Source organism: Parabacteroides sp. TM07-1AC, from assembly GCF_003480915.1.
Taxonomy (GTDB): Bacteria; Bacteroidota; Bacteroidia; order Bacteroidales; family Tannerellaceae; genus Parabacteroides; species Parabacteroides chongii.
The window spans coordinates 166,998-185,822 of sequence record NZ_QUKD01000002.1 but is presented as its reverse complement, the minus strand read 5'-3'; the positions used below and the strand labels follow the sequence as shown (position 1 = coordinate 185,822).

The window sequence follows — 18,825 nt, the reverse complement described above, 5'->3', positions numbered from 1 at the left end:
TATAGGAAGAATTATTCTTTCATAAATTCTGACGGGGTTTTCCCATACTGCTTCTGGAAACAGGTTGAGAAATAAGCCGGCGAAGAAAAACCGGTTTGGAATGCTATTTCGTTGATGCGGCTTTCTCCTTTTTCCATAAGCTGGACCGCTTTTTTTAATCGGGTTACTTTGATAAAGTCGACCGGGGACAGGCCCGATAGCCCTTTTACTTTCCGGTACAGGCTGGATGTACTCATTCCCATTTCCGTGGCCAGCATTTCTACACCCATCGCTTCGTTGGTGATATGTTCTTCCAGATAATTGCTGAGTTTACGGAGGAAAAGATCATCAACTGTGGAGACAGCCAATGTGGTTGCCGGAGTTGCCGGAGTTTCTTTATATGTTTTGGTCAGCATTTCCCGGCTTTTCAGCAAGTTGGCGACCTGGGCAACCAGCAATTCTATCGAGAAAGGCTTTTCCATATAGGCATCAGCCCCGTTATTCAACCCTTTTAACCGGGATTGCAGATTATGCTGGGCAGTCAGCAGAATGAAGGGAATATGGCTGTAGTCGATATCGTTCTTGACTCTGTTGCATAGTTCAAAACCATCCATAACAGGCATCATGACATCACTGATGATCAGGTTGACCGTATGATCTTTTAAAAGAGTAACAGCCTCTTTTCCGTTGGCTGCTTCCCAGACCCGGTATGTTTCTGCCAGCTCTTTCGCAATGAACCGGCGCATATCTTCCTGGTCTTCTACGATCAGGACTGCCGGTTTTGCTGTATCTCTATCGTCGTCATTATCAACGACAGTATTTTCCGTATTCTTTTCGGATGATAATAAATAACAGTCTTCCTGCTTTTTGGGTAAGGTAAGTGTGAACCGGTTCATTCTTTCCGGAGTCTGAGTATAGGTAAGTGAACCATTGTGGAATTCGGCCAACGAACGGGCGAGAGAAAGACCGATACCGCTTCCCTGTTGGTGTTCTGTTTCTTTCAAGCGGTAGAAAGGAGTGAAGATATTTTCTTTTTCAGTGGCAGGTATAAGCATGCCGTCATTAGTTACGGAAATGATAAATTCGTTCTTGTCCTCCTGTATCTGTAATTGCAGAGCGAGATACTTGTCTGAATATTTTATGGCATTGGTCAGCAGGTTATTCATTATCTTGGAGAAAGCCTCCCGATCGATAAAGGCGGAAAATGTTTCATCGGAAATGTCGCAGGCAAATGTTTTATCCTCATGCTCCATAACAGGGAGGAAAGGTTGTAGGATTGTATGAAGCCAAAGGGGGATGTCCGTATTTACGTAATTCAGTTTGAATCCACGGCTTTCCGTTTTCCGGAAATCGAGTAACTGGTTGCTCAGATTCAATAACTGTTGCGTATTTTTTTCTATGATTTGCAGATTCTCCCTGGTCGACGGGTTGCCGTCGTTCGATTTGATGATCTTTTCCAATGGGGCTTTGATGAGGGTTAGCGGTGTCCGTATTTCATGCGTGATAAAAGTAAAGAACTGAATTTTGGCATCGTATAGTTCTTTTTCTTTTTTACTTTCGAACAAATCCTGGTTTATACGGTGTTTCTCTTCCAGTTTTGTTTTCTTGTAATTATAAAAGAGGACGATGCAGATAACAATAATCAGGGCGTAGACTAGAAAAGCCCAACCGGTAGCCCAGAAAGGCGGGGTGATGATGATCCGTAACGATTGTTCGTTATCCTGCCATATGCCACTGCTGTTGGTCGATTTCACTTTGAAAGTGTATTTTCCGGGAGAGAGATTGGCAAATGTGACGTTTTTATTCTGATTCATATAGATCCAGTCTTTATCGACACCTTCCAGTTTGTAGGCATAGCGGATTGCATCCGGTGAAGTATAGCTGAGGGCTATATACGACAGAGTAAAAGTAGAAGCATCGTAAGGTAATTTTAAAACTTTCCTGTCTTCGATAGAAGAGGAGGTGAGGTTATGCTTGTTTGCTTCATTATCAGGAAGGTCGATTCCGGTGATATACATAGGAGGGGTGAATATATCTTCTTTGAACCGGGACGGATTGAATGACAGCATCCCGTTAATGGTCCCCATATAAATTGTTCCGTCGGGGGCCTGGTAGGAAGAACTGTAGTTGAACTGTGTCTCATGCAGCCCGTCCTTATAGGTGAAGATTTGCATCCCGTAAGTTTCCGGATTGAACTTTACCAGTCCGTTCGCTGTGGATAACCAAAAATTATGAGAATCGTCTTCAACGATCCGGTAAATGATGTTACTGGGTAATCCGTCTTCGGCTGTGATCCGGTTGAACGATTTGGTCTCCCGGTTGAACAGGGATAATCCATTAACGGTAGTGATCCATATCCTGCCTTTTGAATCTTCAAAAACGGATGTCGTGTTATTGCTGCCGATGCTCTGTGGTTTGTTGATATCGGTGTTGTACTGCTCTGTTTTATTCTTTTCACGCAGGTAATGGTAAATACCGTTGGAGGTAGCAGCCCATATATCTCCGCGACTGTCTTCAAATATCTGTCTGGTCAGGGTGTAGATAGTATTCCATTGTGTAAAACTTTCTTTCTGCCTGTCGTAAGACAATATCCCGCTGCCGGTTCCTATCAGAAATTCGTCATTCTTTGTTTTGCAGAAGCAAAGAACGAAATTGTTATTCAGGGTATTATTTGTGTTTTCGCGTGAATAATGTTTGATGATCCTGCCGGTCGGGATATCCAGTACGTCGATCCCTTTATTGAATGTACCTACCCATAATTGATTACCGTCGGCCAGCAGTCCATGGATATTGGTGGCTGACAGGAGATGATTCGGATTGTTGTATGAATAATTTGTTATTTGTCCGTTTTGAGGATTGTAACAGTTGATGCCGTTATCTTCTGTCCCCAGCCATAGATTGCCATATTGGTCCGGTACGATTTCACGGATTGCGTTTCCGGGTAACTGGGGATGTGTCTTTCCTCCGATGAAATAGTTGAACCGATTATATTCTTTCGGCAGGTAACTGATGCCTCCAAAGAAAGAACCAGCCCACATGCCTCCTTCACGGTCACGGGTCAGTGAATAAACGGCATTGTCAGCGATGGCATATTCGTTTGTTAAGGATTTTCGCAGGTTAGTTACCGTCTGATCTAGTATATTATAAATGTAGATGCCTGATTCGGATGCGATCCAATAAGTCATTGTACTGAATGGGGTGATGGCACGTACCTGTATTTCCGGAATGATGTTTATCACACTCCGGTCCTGGTATTTATACAGCAGTAGTCCGGCTTGGTTGGTTCCTGCCAGAATACCTAAGTCTGGAATCTGGCAGATAGCCTGTATGATGGTCTGATTGTCGATCTGTTCTTCATTCAGAAGAGGGTGTTTCTGAAAATTGTCAGTTTCGGATTTGTATGTATACAAGGATTGACGGTCAGAGAACAGAGGATTTCCGTCTTCTGTCAAAGATATGAGAGCCGGGTAGAAATTGTTTTCTGCCGGATAGGTGTGGAAAGTAGTGTCCGATGGGTTGTACCGGACAATCCGGTTATAACCGATGAACCAGAGATGATGATCTTTGTCTTCCGTTACAGCGGAAAACGATTCCGGTACGTTCTGTCTGGGAGACAGCCGAAACGGTTGAAAGGTGTCTGTCTTGTAATCGTAATAACAGGTACCTCCGGCAGTAAATACCCAGATTTTTCCGTCCGAACTTTCAAAAAGATTCCCGATATGATCATTCGGCAGGCTGTTCGGATGAGAAGAATTATGTCTGTATATTTTAAATGTATGTCCGTCGAAACGGTTCAGCCCGTCTTCCGTACCAAACCACATGAATCCCCGCTGGTCTTGTAGTGAGCAATATACCGTATTATGCGATAATCCGTGCTTATTGTTGTAATGCCTGAAATGTGAGTTTTCAGAAACTCCCGGCAGACATATAAACAATAGCATTATATAGACGATTAGCAACGGTATTCTCTTCATATCAAATCATGATAGTGTTTCTCGAAGGCAAAGCTAATAAATAAAAAAAAACAATGATCATTTTGAATGATTATTGAAAGCTTATGCAGGAAAATTGAAAGTCCTTCTGCTTGAAAAAGCGTTCCTTTGTGTCAATAAAAACTACATGCCATGAAAAGGCGTACTTTAATATTTAAGAACATGAAAAAAACATTATTGGTATGTTGTGCTTTGGCACTGACTGTGTGTGCACAGGCTCAATGGAAGCCGGCGGGTGACAAGATCAAGACAAAATGGGCGGAACAAATCAACCCCAAGAATGTATTGCCCGAATATCCTCGTCCGCAACTGGAACGTACGGATTGGGTAAACTTGAACGGAGAATGGGAATATGCCATTAAGCCGAAGGGAGAGGTTGAACCAAAGTCGTTCGATGGAAATATACTGGTTCCTTTTGCTGTGGAATCTTCCTTGTCGGGGGTTCAGAAAGAAGTGGGGGATATGAATGAATTGTGGTATAAACGGACATTCTCTGTTCCGGCTAACTGGAAAAACAAGGATATTGTACTTAATTTCGGGGCGGTAGACTGGAAAGCGGATGTGTTTATCAATGATATTCTGATCGGTTCCCACCAGGGTGGATTTACTCCGTTCTCTTTCAACATCACCCCTTACTTGAATGGCAAGAATAACCAGAAACTGGTTGTACGTGTTTGGGACCCGAGTGATAAGGGATATCAACCACGAGGAAAACAAACTTCCAATCCGGAAGGTATCTGGTACACGCCTGTGACCGGAATCTGGCAGACCGTATGGTTGGAACCGGTGGCGACCAATCATATTACTTCTGTGAAGTCAATCCCGAATATCGATAATGGAACGATGAATGTAACAGTCGGTACATCTGTTCCTTGTAATACATCTATTGTAGAGGTTAATCTTCTCGATAAGGGACAGGTCGTTGCTTCAGCAAAAGGTATTCAAGGGAAAGAACTTCGTCTGGCTGTACAGAATCCTACGCTTTGGGATACCTCCAATCCGTATCTGTATGATATGAAGGTTTCTCTGGTAAAGGATGGTAAAGTCCTGGATAACGTGAAATCATATACTGCTTTCCGTAAAATTTCAGCAAAGAGAGATGCTAACGGTGTTATGCGTATGCAGTTGAATAATAAAAATTTGTTCCACTATGGTCCGCTAGACCAGGGATGGTGGCCTGACGGATTGTATACAGCTCCGACCGACGAGGCATTGCTTTATGATATCATTAAAACAAAAGAGTGGGGATTCAATATGATCCGTAAACATGTGAAGGTGGAACCGTCACGCTGGTATTATCATTGCGATAAAGAAGGTATCCTGGTTTGGCAGGATATGCCGAGCGGTGATATGGGAAACCACTGGGCTCCTCATACATATAACGGTGGTACGGATAAGAATCGTTCTGCAGCTTCTGTGGCAAACTATTATCAGGAATGGAAAGAGATTATGGATCTGTGTGTGTCTCATCCTTCCGTAGTCGTATGGGTTCCTTTCAATGAAGCATGGGGACAGTTCGATACGGAAAAAGTGACCGAATGGACAAAGGGGTACGATCCTTCCCGCCTGGTAAATCCAGCCAGTGGTGGTAACCATCGTGCTTGTGGGGATATCCTCGACTTGCATAACTATCCGGGGCCGAGCATGTTCCTGTATGATCCGCAGCGGGTGACCGTATTAGGTGAATACGGAGGCATCGGTTTACCTTTAGAAAACCATTTGTGGTGGAATAAACGTAACTGGGGATATGTGCAGTTTAAGAACAGAGATGAGGTGACAGCTGAATATGTAAAGTATGCTAATGAACTGAAAGGTATGGTTGACCGTGGTTTCTCTGCTGCCGTTTATACACAGACCACCGATGTGGAAGGTGAAGTAAATGGCTTAATGACCTACGACCGCAAAGAAATCAAGATCAACGAAGCTGCCGTGAAGAAAGCAAACCAGTCCGTGATCAACCAGTTGTCAAAGTAAATAGTCAATCTGAATAAATAATATTTGTTTAGCTGATAGGTTTTGTCCCTATACCTCTTAATGCAGGTATAGGGACATCTTGTGTAAATCAATTAAAATAAGTACATTTGCCGAATAAACGAATATGATAATGAAATATAATACAGAAGAGAAGAAATTGGCTATGCCCGAATACGGACGCAATATTCAGAACATGGTAGACTATTGTGTGGCAATAGAGGACAGAGAAGAACGTAAACGTTGTGCCAATACTATAATTAACATCATGGGAAATATGTTTCCCCATCTGCGTGATGTAAACGACTTTAAACACATTCTATGGGATCATCTGGCTATCATGTCAGATTTTAAGCTGGATATCGATTATCCCTACGAAATTGTAAAGAAGGAAAATCTGTATGCCCGCCCTCCGCGTATCCCGTATAATAACAACCGTATCCGTTATCGTCATTACGGTAAAACGTTGGAGCTGATGATCCGTAAGGCTACGGAGCTGGAGCCGGGCATTGAGAAAGATCAACTTATCAAGTTGCTGGCTACCCAGATGAAGAAATCTTTCCTTACCTGGAATAAAGAATCAGTGGACGACCGTAAGATTTTTAAGGACCTCGATGAATTATCGGAGGGACAGATCGTGCTGGATGAAGAAGTTCATAAACTAGTGGAAAGCCGTGATATCCTGGCACGAAATAATACAAACAAAAAGAATTATCCCCGTAAAAGCCGATGAGTTCATTTGTTATAGAAGGTGGCTATAAGTTATCCGGCGAGATTACTCCGCAAGGTGCCAAAAATGAGGCCTTGGAGGTGATCTGTGCTGTTTTGCTGACTTCAGAGAAAGTAACGATCCACAATGTACCCGATATCCTGGATGTAAACAACCTCATTCAGCTTTTGCGCGACATGCAGGTGAAAGTGGAACATCCGGCTGCCGATACCTACACATTTCAGGCCGATAACATCGATCTGGATTATCTGAATACGGACGACTTCCTGCGTAAAAGCGGATCGTTGCGTGGTTCGGTTATGATCGTCGGTCCGTTGGTGGCACGTTTCGGCAAGGCATTGATCCCGAAGCCGGGGGGCGACAAGATCGGACGCCGTCGTTTGGATACGCATTTTGTCGGTATACAGAAGCTCGGCGCCTGCTTTAGCTACGATGCCGAACGCCAGTTGTACGAGATCGAAGCGGAGCGTCTCAAGGGTGCTTACATGCTGCTGGACGAAGCTTCGGTAACCGGTACGGCCAATATCCTCATGGCAGCCGTGCTGGCAGAAGGTACTACCACCATTTATAACGCAGCTTGCGAACCCTATTTGCAGCAACTTTCATCCATGCTCAACCGGATGGGAGCAAAGATATCGGGAGTAGGTTCAAACCTGCTGACCATCGAAGGTGTCGATGCCCTGGGAGGAACTGCCCATACTATTTTGCCGGACATGATCGAGGTCGGTAGTTTTATCGGTATGGCAGCCATGACCGGATCAGACATCATCATAAAAAATACCGGATATGATATGCTGGGAATCATTCCCGAGTCATTCCGTCGCCTGGGTATCTCTGTTGAACAGGTTGGTGACGATATTCATATCCCAACGCACGATTCATACGAAATAGATACTTTCATCGACGGCTCTATCATGACCATTGCCGATGCTCCCTGGCCGGGATTGACACCTGACTTGCTGAGTGTCCTCCTGGTCGTTGCGACGCAATCCGTAGGTAGCGTGTTGATTCATCAGAAGATGTTCGAAAGCCGTCTGTTCTTTGTGGATAAGCTGATCGACATGGGAGCACAGATTATCCTTTGTGACCCGCACCGTGCGACGGTGATCGGTTTGGGTAACCGTTTCAAACTGCGTGGTTCCAATATGGTTTCACCGGATATCCGTGCCGGTATAGCCCTGTTGATAGCAGCCATGAGTGCGGAAGGAACCAGCCATATCCATAATATCGACCAGATCGACCGCGGATATCAGAATATCGATAAACGTTTGAATAGCATAGGAGCCCGTATTACCCGGCTCTGACAACCTCTGTTATGATAAGAAAAGAAGAAGTTTTTAAGATCGGGCAGTTTGCCAAACCTCACGGGATCAAGGGAGAGATTTCGCTGGTGACGAACTGCGACTTGTTTGATGATGTAGAAGACCCTTGTATCGTTTGCGAGATAGATGGTATACTGGTTCCGTTCTTTATTGAGGACTACCGGTATAAGACCGACACGGTGATGTTGGTGAAGCTGGAGAATGTAAACGACGAGAAGGCCGCCCGCGATTTTACGAACCGTGAAGTCTTTTTCCCGTTAGAGGATGTGGGAGAAGACGACCTGGTAGGCGATATGTCGTGGGACAGTTTTATCGGATATACCGTTATCGATGAGCTACACGGGGAACTGGGTAAGATCACTGATGTGGATGAAACGACAATCAACGTTCTTTTGCAGATCGACCATAAAGGCAACGAAATACTCCTTCCCGCTGCCGAAGAGTTGATAACTTCTGCAGATCATGAAAACAAAACACTCCGGGTTTCCGTTCCCGAAGGTCTGCTTGATTTATAATAACGTTAATTAGAGTAAACAATGCCCGTGTCGATACGGTTTTTGTTACTTTTGCGTTTTAACATAAAAACATGGCACGAAAACAACGAAAGAACAATAAGAAATCATTCTGGCACCGGATCAGGTTCAAATACAAGCTGTCTTTTTTCAATGAAACGACGCTGGAAGAAGTATGGTCTTTCCGTTTGTCACAACTTTCCGCATTTCTTACGCTTGCCCTGTTCGCTTTTATGTTGGTGGGCATCACCTCGCTGATCATCATTAAAACGCCGATACGAAACTATTTGCCGGGCTACCTGGATGTAGAAATACGTAAAGAAATTATGCAGAATGCACTGCGTGCTGATTCGCTGGAGCGGATGATGTCTATCCAGTCGCTTTATCTGGAGAATGTAGCCGGTATCCTGTCCGGTACGATCGAGCTGGATTCTATCCGTCAGATCGATTCCCTGGCGCATGTGGATGCAAACTACGAAATCCCCCGCAGCAAATCGGAAGAAAAGTTTGTCAAGAGTTTTGAGGAAGAAGAAAAATATAACCTGACGGTGCTGAATCCGAATCCGGTTCCTACCGACGGCATCTTTTTCTACAAGCCTGTCAACGGTGTGGTGTCTTCACATTATGAAGCGGATGCCCGTCATTTCGGCGTAGACCTCGTGGCTGCTCCGAAAGAAAGCGTATTGGCGACCTTGGACGGTACGGTGGTATTTACCGGATTTGATCCCAATTTCGGGAATGTGATCCAGTTGCAACACAAAAACGGATTCCTTTCCGTTTATAAACATAATGAATTATTGCTGAAAGAGATTGGCGACCACGTGGTGGCCGGCGAAGCGATCGCTTTGGTGGGAAACACGGGGAAACTGTCTACCGGCCCGCATCTCCATTTCGAGTTGTGGTATAAAGGTATTCCGGTCAATCCTGAAGAATATATAGCTTTTTAAATCGATGAAAAGGACTTTAGCCATATTAGGTTCTACCGGTTCGATAGGGACACAGGCCCTGGAAGTGGTCAGCGAGCATGCCGACTTGTTCGAAGTGTATGCTTTGACCGCCAACAACCAGGTAGATTTACTGATTAATCAGGCACGTAAATATATGCCCGAAGTGGTTGTAATTGCCAACGAACAGAAATATCCCGAGCTGAAAGAGGCTTTGGAAGATCTGCCGATCAAGGTATGGGCGGGTTCGGATGCAATTGCACAGGTGGTACAGTCGGAACCGATCGATATGGTATTGACTGCCATGGTCGGATATTCCGGACTGAAACCGACAATTGCCGCCATTAAGGCAGGAAAGGCAATTGCATTGGCAAATAAAGAAACGTTGGTCGTGGCGGGTGAGTTGATCACTTCGCTGGCTACAGAGCATAAAATACCGGTCTTGCCGGTCGATTCTGAACATTCTGCCATTTTCCAGTGTTTAGCGGGAGAATGGGAGAATCAGGTGGAGAAGATTTTGCTTACTGCATCCGGCGGTCCGTTCCGTACGAAAACGATGGAAGAACTGGCCTTAGTAACCAAAGACCAGGCATTGAAACATCCGAACTGGAGTATGGGAGCAAAGATCACGATCGATTCGGCTTCCATGATGAATAAAGGCTTTGAAATGATTGAAGCCAAATGGTTGTTTGGCGTGACACCCGAACAGATCCGGATCGTGGTACATCCGCAGTCGGTCATTCATTCTATGGTACAGTTTGAAGACGGTGCTGTGATAGCCCAGTTGGGCATTCCGGATATGAAGTTACCGATCAGTTACGCGTTCTCCTATCCGAAGCGCTTGACAAGTAAAGCACCCCGGTTGGATTTTAACCAATATTCCACGCTGACATTCGAAGAACCCGACATGAAGCGTTTCCGTAACCTGGCATTCGCCTTCGAAGCGATCCGTACGGGGGGAAATATGCCGTGTATTTTGAATGCAGCCAACGAGATCGTGGTCGCGGCATTTCTGCGGGATGAGATCGGGTTCCTGCAAATGAGCGATGTGATTGAAAAGACAATGGAAAAGGCATCTTTCATAGCTACACCAGCTTATGAGGATTATGTGGCAACAGATACCGAAGCACGCCGGGTGGCGGCAGAGGTTATGAAAACGATAGCCGGATCGTAAACCGGGAAAGATTATATGAGTAAAAATGAAATAAATTAATACAGACAAATAAATAGATGGAGACATTTTTAATTAGGGCGCTACAGCTCATCCTGAGCTTATCGATATTGGTCCTCGTACATGAGTTCGGACATTTTATCTTTGCCCGTATTTTCAAGGTCCGGGTGGAGAAATTTTATCTTTTCTTTGATCCTTGGTTCTCGTTGTTTAAATTCAAGCCGAAGAACAGTGAAACAGAATATGGTATCGGCTGGTTGCCTTTGGGCGGTTATTGCAAGATATCGGGTATGATCGATGAAAGTATGGACAAGGAAGCGATGTCGCAGCCTGCCAAACCGTATGAATTTCGTTCCAAACCTGCCGGACAGCGTTTGATGATCATGATTGCAGGGGTTTTATTCAACTTCCTGCTGGCTTTGTTTATCTATTCGATGGTACTTTACACCTGGGGCGAAACTTATCTGCCTCTGAAGAATATGCAGTATGGCATGTACTATAGTGAAGCTTTCCAGGAAATAGGTTTTCAGGACGGCGATATTCTATTGAAAGCGAATAACGAAGAGCTGGATCGTTTGGATCAGGCAAGTTTCCGTAAAGTAGTGGAAGCAAATAATGTGACGGTATTGCGTGACGGTGTAGAAACGGTCATTCCTATTCCGGAAGATATGATGCAGCGTTTTATGCGTGAAGGCAAAGGCTTTGCCAGTCCGGAACGTATACCGATGGTCGTAAGGAGTCTGTTGTCAAAAACATCACCGGCTGCGGTTGCCGGTTTGCAGGCAGGTGATAGTATTGTTGCTGTGAATGGGCAGTCAACTCCCTTGCTGGAGGATGTCGCTGAATTATTCGATCAGAATAAAGGACAGAATATAACGCTGAACTTTTATCGTGATAATAAGGAACAATCTGTCGTTCTTCAGTTGGATACAGCCGGAAAGATGGGAGCTTATCTGATGAGATCATCCGATATATATCCGACAGTGACCCGCACATATGGATTTTTCGAATCATTCCCTGCCGGTGCTATGCTGGGGGTAAATACCTTAAAAGGGTATATCAATGATATGAAGTACGTCTTTACGAAAGAAGGGGCATCGAGCCTGGGAGGTTTCGGTACGATCGGAAGTATCTTCCCGACAGTCTGGAACTGGCAGGTCTTCTGGATGCAGACGGCGTTTTTGTCGATCATCCTGGCCTTTATGAATATATTGCCTATTCCGGCTTTGGATGGCGGACATGTGATGTTCCTGCTCTATGAAGTGGTTGCCCGTCGCAAGCCGAGCGATAAATTCCTGGAATATGCACAGATAACCGGTATGTTCCTGTTGTTCGCTTTACTGATCTATGCAAACGGGAATGACATATTCCGTTTCTTCTTCAAGTCCTGACTTTTTGTAAACAAATAGCACTACTATGTCACTACCTTTAGCACTACTGTGCTGATAGTAGTGACATAGTAGTTTAGGGGGGCTGAGACTATAGTGCTGTGAGGGGTGTAAAACTCAAAAGGAGTATGCCAAAACGACATACTCCTTTGAAAAGTAAATAACTATTTTAATGCTATTAGTGCGTTTATTTAGCCAACGTTTCGTTGATAGAATCCAGGATTTTCTTTGAGTTAGCGTCTGCTGCATTGATAGCCAGCGCCTGTTCCAGGTATTCTTTTGCTTTCTTCATCTGAACGTCTGCCTTATCTTTTTCAGCTTCATATTTTGCAGGATCAGTAGCAGCAGCCAGAATTTTTGCACCTTCATTATAGAACATAGCTCCTAAACTGTAAAGGGCATTTCCTTTATATTTCGGGTTGCTTACAATCAGGACGTCTTTATACAGTTCTTCTGCTTCAGCCACTTTTCCTCCTTTTTGGGCAGCTTGTCCTTGTTTTATACAATATACATAAAGCAATTTTTCCAGGTCTGCATCACCCGGTTTGGCTTTCAGACCAGCTTCAACTGTTGCAGTAAATTCGGCAGCTTTATTCAGGTTACGCAATGACATTGCTTTTCCTGTATAGGCATCGTCGATGTTTTTGTTCTTTTGAATAGCTAAATCATAATATTTTACTGCATCTTCATATTTCTTGGCTTGAAAAGCAGCGAATGCACAATTAAAAACACGGTCAGCATCTTCGTTGTTAGTTTGTTTCAGGAACCCGTCATACTTCGTAAATGCTTCCGCATAGTTTTTAGCTTTTAATGCTGCATCACCTTCATCACGCAGTTTATCAGCGTCTTGTGCAAATACATTTCCAATACTCAGGCAGAAAGCCAGTAACAAAACAATTTTCTTCATGGTTGTTAAACGATTTAATTTTTATTATTAGTTGCGCTAAGGTAGTAAGCTCCCTAAAAGTATCAAAGTGATTTTACATTTTTTTTGTATTATAAAGGAAAGGGGCGAAGTCATCACGACTTCACCCCTTTGTACTCTTTGACTTATATGGGCATCCGAAAAAGGTTTGGTAGCACTAGTAACGGATGCCCGTCAAGAGTTTTATATACTGTATAAGTTAGTTGGGCAATTAAAAAGGCCGGCTATCGACCTATTTTAAAGCTCTTGTCGGCTACGATGACGATGCAGGCGCCTTCGGGGGCGTCGATCAGATGCTTGCCGCCGGTGGTAAGGCGGTGCGCTGACAATAGCGTGCCGCTGAAGTTGTATATGCGGACGTCGGCGGGCGAGGGCGTCGTGATGCAGAGGCGGTTGCCGAGACGGCAGACGGCGGGGGCATCGGAGGCGGTTATCGCTTCGTTGGCGACGGCGGTGTTGGGGACGATGCCGTCGATGAGGATGGCGAGGTCGCTGCGGACGTACTTCACGATATAGGCACTGTCGCTCGTGCGGGGCTCGATCGTCTCGCCACGGTCGGTGGTGACGACGGGCGTCGACCGGTCGTAGGCGGCGTCGAGGGTGAGGTAGAAGCGGAAGCTATCCCACGATTCGACCTCGTAGGAGCCTGCCGCCGGGTCGGTCGTTGCGCCTTCCACAGCCGGAATGGTGACGGTGTAGTAGACCGGCGTCGGGGGAACAGGGTCGGGATCGTCGCCATCGTCGTCGTCACCGGAGCTGGCTTTCTCTGTGACTTTCTGGGAATTGGTGTAGAGGGCGGTGGTGACGGTGCGTGCGTCAGAACCCACTTTTACCGTTTCAGTGACTTGGCAACGGTATTCGCCGAGACCAGCATTGTATGTTTGACTGGTTGCACCCTGTATATCCACCCAGGTTCCTTCTTCATTCTTTTTCTCCCATTTATAAGTACTACTATTTTCTGTATAGCCGGGAAGCGATCTGGTAACTATAGCATTGACGGAAGAGGTCGCTATGGCGTTGACGGACGAGGTGGCTGTCAGCGTCGTTGTGCTGTTGGGGGCGACTTCCTCTTCTCCGTCGATCGCTACGCTGAGGGAAACATACTTATTACTGTTTTCGTTTGGAAGCATTGCGCTCCACAGAATTTGGACGGAGGGTATACTGCCTGTTTTATCGATGAAGGTACCGTTGTTCGTGATCGTGCCAATGGCATTGAGACTTGTATTCTCGATAGTCAGACTGCCGTTTTTCCGGATTTCGAAAGCCAAACAGCCATTGTCTGAGGCAGAGATATTACCGATGGTCGTTGTGCCATTGATATCGAGGGTAGGGGTACCACTCACTGTCAGATTGGTGATAGTAGAGACATTGTTCAAGAGTAACTTAGAATCATAGTCTTTTCCCATTTCCAGTGTAGTGATCTCTTTATTTGACAAGACGTTGTTGAAGGTGGATTCCGTGGAGGAAGTACCTGTTTGGTAGGTATTTGGACTTGTAAGGGTGATTTTATCCTGTTTATCCTCCTTCTTGTCATCCTCTTTCATTGCTACTCCGACGTAAATGTATTTATTTGATTTTGACTTATCACTCGAATAAGTGAACTCCTTTACTTCGTCGTTCGTGTTTTCCCGTATTCCGCTGTACTGATCTTCATCTGCGTAAAGGCTGTATGCATCGGGAGATGAAACATAGGCAGCGAAGCTTTTGGCTTTCTCAAGAGAATTATCGAAATCTTCTTTCAAGAAAGAGAAGACGGCCTTTCCATCTTTCTTTACGGTAATAGATTTTTCCGGAGAAGTAGCAAAATCCCACTGGAGTATGTGAGTACCCGTTGATGGCTGAGAGATATCCGATATCGAAGCGAAGGCATTCTCCTTTGTCGACGCCAGAAGCAGGAGACCACCTTCTTTGATTTCTAATTGGTTGGATATATTTGCGAGTGTATCCAGTCCGTGATGTTCTCCGTGAGCATATACTTTACCATTCTCGTTAATTGTAAGTTTACCTCCTTCTTTTCCGAGGTTGATGCCGCAAACATCATTAGGAGCTCGATCATCCGACTGGTGGGTAATATATAATTTTATCGTGCTATTGACGGTGGCGCTACCGATTTTGCCGACAGAGAGACCTGCATAGCCACTCGCTAAACTACTTTTTATTTCTTGCGGTGCATCAAATATCATATCGCCATTGGCAACGATTTGTTCGGCGTTTATGCTGCTTTCGATGTAGCACTTGTTATTCACCATGGGTTGCAGGAGACCTATCTTGTCAACATTCTGGAACTTCAGGTGGAAAGTAGTAACTTCGTCTTTATTCACTGACTCAATTATGACAGAAGGAGTGGCATTGTCAGTCTTATTTTTCAATATGTAATAGCCACCATCGGAAGAGGTAAGATAGATGCTTAGCCCGCTTATATTCTTGTATTTATTCTCCTGATCTTCGTTTTTAGCCAAGTTACTGAAATCGATAATATAGGGATTCGCTTGCGTACCTTTTGCGACGTCGCCTGACATGGCGGTGTAATAGATAAAGTTATTCCCGCTTTCTTCATCGAAATTGAAGACGCTAAGGGGATCGCTTGTAGTGCCGTTTTTCTTACCTTGCTGTGCTTCTTCGCCTATCTTGACAGTGACATCTTTGCCGGATGGGTTGGTGGCGAGTCGGGTGTAGGAGTCGGCGGAGGTAAATTCGGTACTGCCGCCATCCCAGGAGATGGTAATAGCTGAGTTGGGGGCAGCGTCCCATTGCCACTGCATCAGGCCTTTCAAAGTGCCGGAGGTGCCGTCGCCGCCGCCGTTGCTGTTGGTGGTGATGCCGCCGTAGATGTGGAAGCGGTTTGTCGGGTCGAAGGAGCAGGTGGTGCCGGCGGCAACGGAGAGGGCGTTTGAGGTATTCACGCCATTCGTTGCGCCGCCGCCTGTTGTGGCTGCTTTCGCTTTCACGGTTGCTGTGCCTTCGGAGACGAAGGAGATAGAGTTGGTTGCGCTGCTTTTGCTGACGGTGATGGCGGCGGCGTCGCTGCCGGATGTGATAGAAAATTTGTCGGCGAAAGTCAGGACGGCTTCGTAGTCGGCGCTAGAGGAGACGGTAAGGGTGGCAGCGGTGTTCGTGCCTTTGATGCGACCGCTAAAAGAGGTTGCCTCGCCTTCGCCTTGCTTATATTTCCAACCGTTAGCCGGAGTATCCGAAGTATTGGTCGTTGTGGGGGTGCCTTCGCTGGCATCGCTGCCCTCGCTGTAGGTGAGGGTGTAGGCGGTGGTAGTGCCGTTACCGGTGCTGGCGGTGGTGGCAATATCGAGCGGGGCGTCGAGATAGGCGGATTTATCGAGAAGGGGTTGAGGTTTGTCCCCGTTGTTGCTGTCTGAATTGAAACCTTTAAGTATGGGGAGCTTTCCTTCTTTGATTGTCCAGGCACCGTTGTTAGCGTCGGTCGGGAAAAGCGTGCTGAGGTCGAAATCGGTATCGATGTCGGGGCCGTCGATAACCTCTATATATTCTGCAATTCCAGCTCCTTTTACTTTGCCGTTGAGACGGATTTGGGTGGAGGCGTAGTAGTTTGTGGGCATCTGCTGATAGATATTTTTATTAGCAATACGAGCGATGCTGTATGTAGTTTTAGTATCAGCAGTTAAGCCATCTTTATTCAGGGCAACGATGTTGGTAACAGTTCCACTGTTATACTCTCCGATGATACCGCCGCAGTAGTTACTTTTACCTCCTGTCGCCTCTATCTTTCCGGTAGCGTAGACGTTGCTGACACTGCCAGCATTATATCCGATGATGCCGCCGGCACGATTATTATCTCCGCCTTTTGCCGAGACGTTTACAGTCGTATAACAGTTAGTAATGGTCCCGTCATTACGACCTACAAGACCACCAACATGGCAATAATAAAAATTAGATAGATGTTCATTATTACCCTTATCTGCTGTTATGCTTCTACCTTCTTCTCCTATCACAAAGCAGTTTTCTATTGTGCCGCTGTGATTGTAGCCTGCCAGACCGCCGACGTGGCTATCTCCCTTTGTGGAGTAGCCTTTCACTCCTTCTGCAGCTATTTGAATGCCGAGGTTGCGGATGCTGCCGCCGCTGCTGTCGATGTAGCCTCTCAGCTCCCCGAACAGACCGACGAAATGATCTTTTTTCCAATTCCCAGAACCCTTCGTTTTCGTCTCGTCCACCTTCAATCCTTTTACTATCTTGTGGTTGCCGTCGAAGGTTCCTTGGAAAGTTGGATTTTTCTCCTCTAAAGAACTACCTATCGGTGTCCAGTAATGCTCTTTGAGGTCGATGTCGTTATTCAGCGTCACCGTGCAGCCTTTGAAGCCGGCGGCGGAGGGGTAGTTGTCGCCGGCTTCGTCGTCACCTTTTTTCTTGCTGCTGTTCGTCACCATTGCGATCCAGGCGAGGCCTTTGGCGGTTTTGACGGTGTAGGTGGTGTCGGTGGCTTCGTCGGAGGTGATGCTGACATCGGTTTCATTGCCCGTGCTACCGACGGAGACGCCATCGAGCTGGCCTTTCCAGTAGGTCTTCTCGTCGTCATCCGCCCATATTTTCTGCGGGCAGAGGAGGAGGAGGGCGGGGAGGAGGAAAATGATTGTTTGTTTGAGTAGTTTTGCTGTCATAATGCTTGTTTATCTGTTTATGAGAGGCTGTGTAAAACAGGGTTCTGTCTGTTTACACAGCCTCTCGTGGGTTATTAATCGATTTTATGTCGTCCGTTGCCGGAATATTCACCTTTTATCAAAATTGAACCTATTCAGATCGTATTAGGGGACGCAGATGACGCAGAATACACAGACGCTCGCAGATTTTTTATTTTCTTTAAAACAATATATTATCTGCGTTTATCTGCGCTCGTCTGCGTCATCTGCGTTCCTTAATACAAACTGGATATATAACTCAAATCTTTCTAATTCCGATCACGAAGCCCAATAAAAAAAACTGCGGGTTCCGGAAGGAACGGGCAGGTTGGAAAGGATAGAAAGAGCGTTGCTGCGTGAGGGTGCATCACGTTACCGCGTGATACCTCGTCACGCGTACGCGTGATGTGTCGTCACCGCATAGCGTGATGCGCCCTCACGAACTTTCATTCGATAACGGGACGGTCGTCGTCGCCTCCGCCTCCGCTGTTTCCTACCGTTACGGGGTTGGGATACTGGAAGGAGCGGGGTGTTTTGACCATCGTGCCGCTGGAGCTGCCCTGCGTGGTCACCGTGATGCGCCAGTCGCCGTCGGTCACGGTGGCAGGCAGGGTGAACTGGAGGTTGCTCGGCGTGTTGGGGTAGACCTTCGCCGGGGCGATACTGACCGTCTTCGAAGGGTCGGCAGCCGAGGTGAAGAGGATACCTACCGAGGGATCGTCGCCTCTCAACGCCAGTCGCATGCCCTGGATGAGCGCCATCGCGCCGGCGTTGAGATGGTCGGCCTTCTTCTCGGTCGGGTCCATCACCGTCTGGATGACGGGGCCTGTGGCGCCGGCCTGCTCGAAGACGTAGACCGTGCTGCCGGCGATGGCTTTGCGGGGGCTTTCGCCGGGGGTGAGGTTGACCGATACGTTGAGGCGTTCGGCAGGGATGGGGTGGCCCAGGTCTTCACTGAAAACGACTCCCTGGATACCGAGGGAGGAATGGAAGAAGGGGGTGGTGATGTTGCCGCCTTCGGCGGAGATTTCGGAGCATTCGGCGAAGAAGTTGTTCAAGAAAGCCTTGCCGTCGACGTTCTTGGTGGCGATCTCTTTCTTCTTCATGCGTTCGATGACGCCGTCGGTGTCGTACACGCCGCTAACCTGTGGGGTTACGTAATAGTCGTTCGTTACCTCTTTCGTCAATTCGTTCAGGTGGGCGATTGCATTGATTTGTCCCATGATACTTATAGTTTAATGT

The 18,825-nt window shown here is 46.3% G+C and carries 11 protein-coding genes; 7 read left to right on the top strand and 4 right to left on the bottom strand.

Annotation, left to right across the window (positions count from 1 at the left end):
* Positions 1-11 precede the first annotated feature (11 nt).
* Positions 12-3,953 carry a hybrid sensor histidine kinase/response regulator transcription factor gene (locus DXD68_RS05465; RefSeq protein WP_122360660.1) on the bottom strand — a complete coding sequence of 1,314 codons (3,942 nt, stop codon included), beginning with the start codon at positions 3,951-3,953 and terminating at the stop codon, positions 12-14.
* A 180-nt stretch (positions 3,954-4,133) separates the two neighbouring features.
* Between DXD68_RS05465 and DXD68_RS05460 the strand changes: the two genes are divergently transcribed.
* The 7 genes from DXD68_RS05460 to rseP all read left to right on the top strand — a co-directional run bounded on the left by DXD68_RS05460 (position 4,134) and on the right by rseP (position 12,012).
* Complete coding sequence (locus DXD68_RS05460) at positions 4,134-5,945, top strand: glycoside hydrolase family 2 protein (protein WP_122361072.1); 1,812 nt, start codon at positions 4,134-4,136, stop codon at positions 5,943-5,945.
* Positions 5,946-6,075: 130 nt separating this feature from the next.
* Positions 6,076-6,675, top strand: a complete 600-nt coding sequence (locus DXD68_RS05455) for a DUF4290 domain-containing protein (protein WP_122360659.1) — start codon at positions 6,076-6,078, stop codon at positions 6,673-6,675.
* Positions 6,672-7,976 carry a UDP-N-acetylglucosamine 1-carboxyvinyltransferase gene (murA, locus tag DXD68_RS05450; RefSeq protein WP_122360658.1) on the top strand — a complete coding sequence of 435 codons (1,305 nt, stop codon included), beginning with the start codon at positions 6,672-6,674 and terminating at the stop codon, positions 7,974-7,976. The genes DXD68_RS05455 and murA overlap by 4 nt, the downstream gene beginning before the upstream one ends.
* A gap of 11 nt (positions 7,977-7,987) precedes the next feature.
* On the top strand, positions 7,988-8,509 hold the full coding sequence (rimM, locus tag DXD68_RS05445; RefSeq protein ID WP_122360657.1) for a ribosome maturation factor RimM: 522 nt from the start codon (positions 7,988-7,990) through the stop codon (positions 8,507-8,509).
* A gap of 71 nt (positions 8,510-8,580) precedes the next feature.
* Positions 8,581-9,453 carry a M23 family metallopeptidase gene (locus tag DXD68_RS05440; protein WP_122360656.1) on the top strand — a complete coding sequence of 291 codons (873 nt, stop codon included), beginning with the start codon at positions 8,581-8,583 and terminating at the stop codon, positions 9,451-9,453.
* Positions 9,454-9,457: 4 nt separating this feature from the next.
* Positions 9,458-10,624, top strand: a complete 1,167-nt coding sequence (locus DXD68_RS05435; protein ID WP_122360655.1) for a 1-deoxy-D-xylulose-5-phosphate reductoisomerase — start codon at positions 9,458-9,460, stop codon at positions 10,622-10,624.
* Positions 10,625-10,680: 56 nt separating this feature from the next.
* Positions 10,681-12,012 carry an RIP metalloprotease RseP gene (gene rseP / locus DXD68_RS05430; protein WP_122360654.1) on the top strand — a complete coding sequence of 444 codons (1,332 nt, stop codon included), beginning with the start codon at positions 10,681-10,683 and terminating at the stop codon, positions 12,010-12,012.
* A gap of 184 nt (positions 12,013-12,196) precedes the next feature.
* Here rseP and DXD68_RS05425 read toward each other — a convergent pair whose 3' ends face one another.
* From DXD68_RS05425 to DXD68_RS05415, 3 genes are all read right to left on the bottom strand, one after another.
* Positions 12,197-12,916: a hypothetical protein gene (locus tag DXD68_RS05425; RefSeq protein ID WP_122360653.1), complete on the bottom strand. Its 720-nt coding sequence runs from the start codon at positions 12,914-12,916 to the stop codon at positions 12,197-12,199.
* Positions 12,917-13,158: 242 nt separating this feature from the next.
* Positions 13,159-17,565, bottom strand: a complete 4,407-nt coding sequence (locus tag DXD68_RS05420; RefSeq protein WP_122360652.1) for a GLUG motif-containing protein — start codon at positions 17,563-17,565, stop codon at positions 13,159-13,161.
* Between the two features lie 464 nt (positions 17,566-18,029).
* A complete protein-coding gene (locus tag DXD68_RS05415; RefSeq protein ID WP_122360651.1) occupies positions 18,030-18,806 on the bottom strand; it encodes a DUF4469 domain-containing protein in 777 nt (258 codons plus the stop codon).
* Between the last annotated feature and the right edge of the window lie 19 nt (positions 18,807-18,825).

Bases quoted from the DNA above. Each gene is read 5' to 3' on its own strand.
- DXD68_RS05465 (WP_122360660.1), bottom strand. From the start codon at position 3,953: ATGAAGAGAATACCGTTGCTAATCGTCTATATAATGCTATTGTTTATA.
- DXD68_RS05460 (WP_122361072.1), top strand. From the start codon at position 4,134: ATGAAAAAAACATTATTGGTATGTTGTGCTTTGGCACTGACTGTGTGT.
- DXD68_RS05455 (WP_122360659.1), top strand. From the start codon at position 6,076: ATGAAATATAATACAGAAGAGAAGAAATTGGCTATGCCCGAATACGGA.
- murA (WP_122360658.1), top strand. From the start codon at position 6,672: ATGAGTTCATTTGTTATAGAAGGTGGCTATAAGTTATCCGGCGAGATT.
- rimM (WP_122360657.1), top strand. From the start codon at position 7,988: ATGATAAGAAAAGAAGAAGTTTTTAAGATCGGGCAGTTTGCCAAACCT.
- DXD68_RS05440 (WP_122360656.1), top strand. From the start codon at position 8,581: ATGGCACGAAAACAACGAAAGAACAATAAGAAATCATTCTGGCACCGG.
- DXD68_RS05435 (WP_122360655.1), top strand. From the start codon at position 9,458: ATGAAAAGGACTTTAGCCATATTAGGTTCTACCGGTTCGATAGGGACA.
- rseP (WP_122360654.1), top strand. From the start codon at position 10,681: ATGGAGACATTTTTAATTAGGGCGCTACAGCTCATCCTGAGCTTATCG.
- DXD68_RS05425 (WP_122360653.1), bottom strand. From the start codon at position 12,916: ATGAAGAAAATTGTTTTGTTACTGGCTTTCTGCCTGAGTATTGGAAAT.
- DXD68_RS05420 (WP_122360652.1), bottom strand. From the start codon at position 17,565: ATGACAGCAAAACTACTCAAACAAACAATCATTTTCCTCCTCCCCGCC.
- DXD68_RS05415 (WP_122360651.1), bottom strand. From the start codon at position 18,806: ATGGGACAAATCAATGCAATCGCCCACCTGAACGAATTGACGAAAGAG.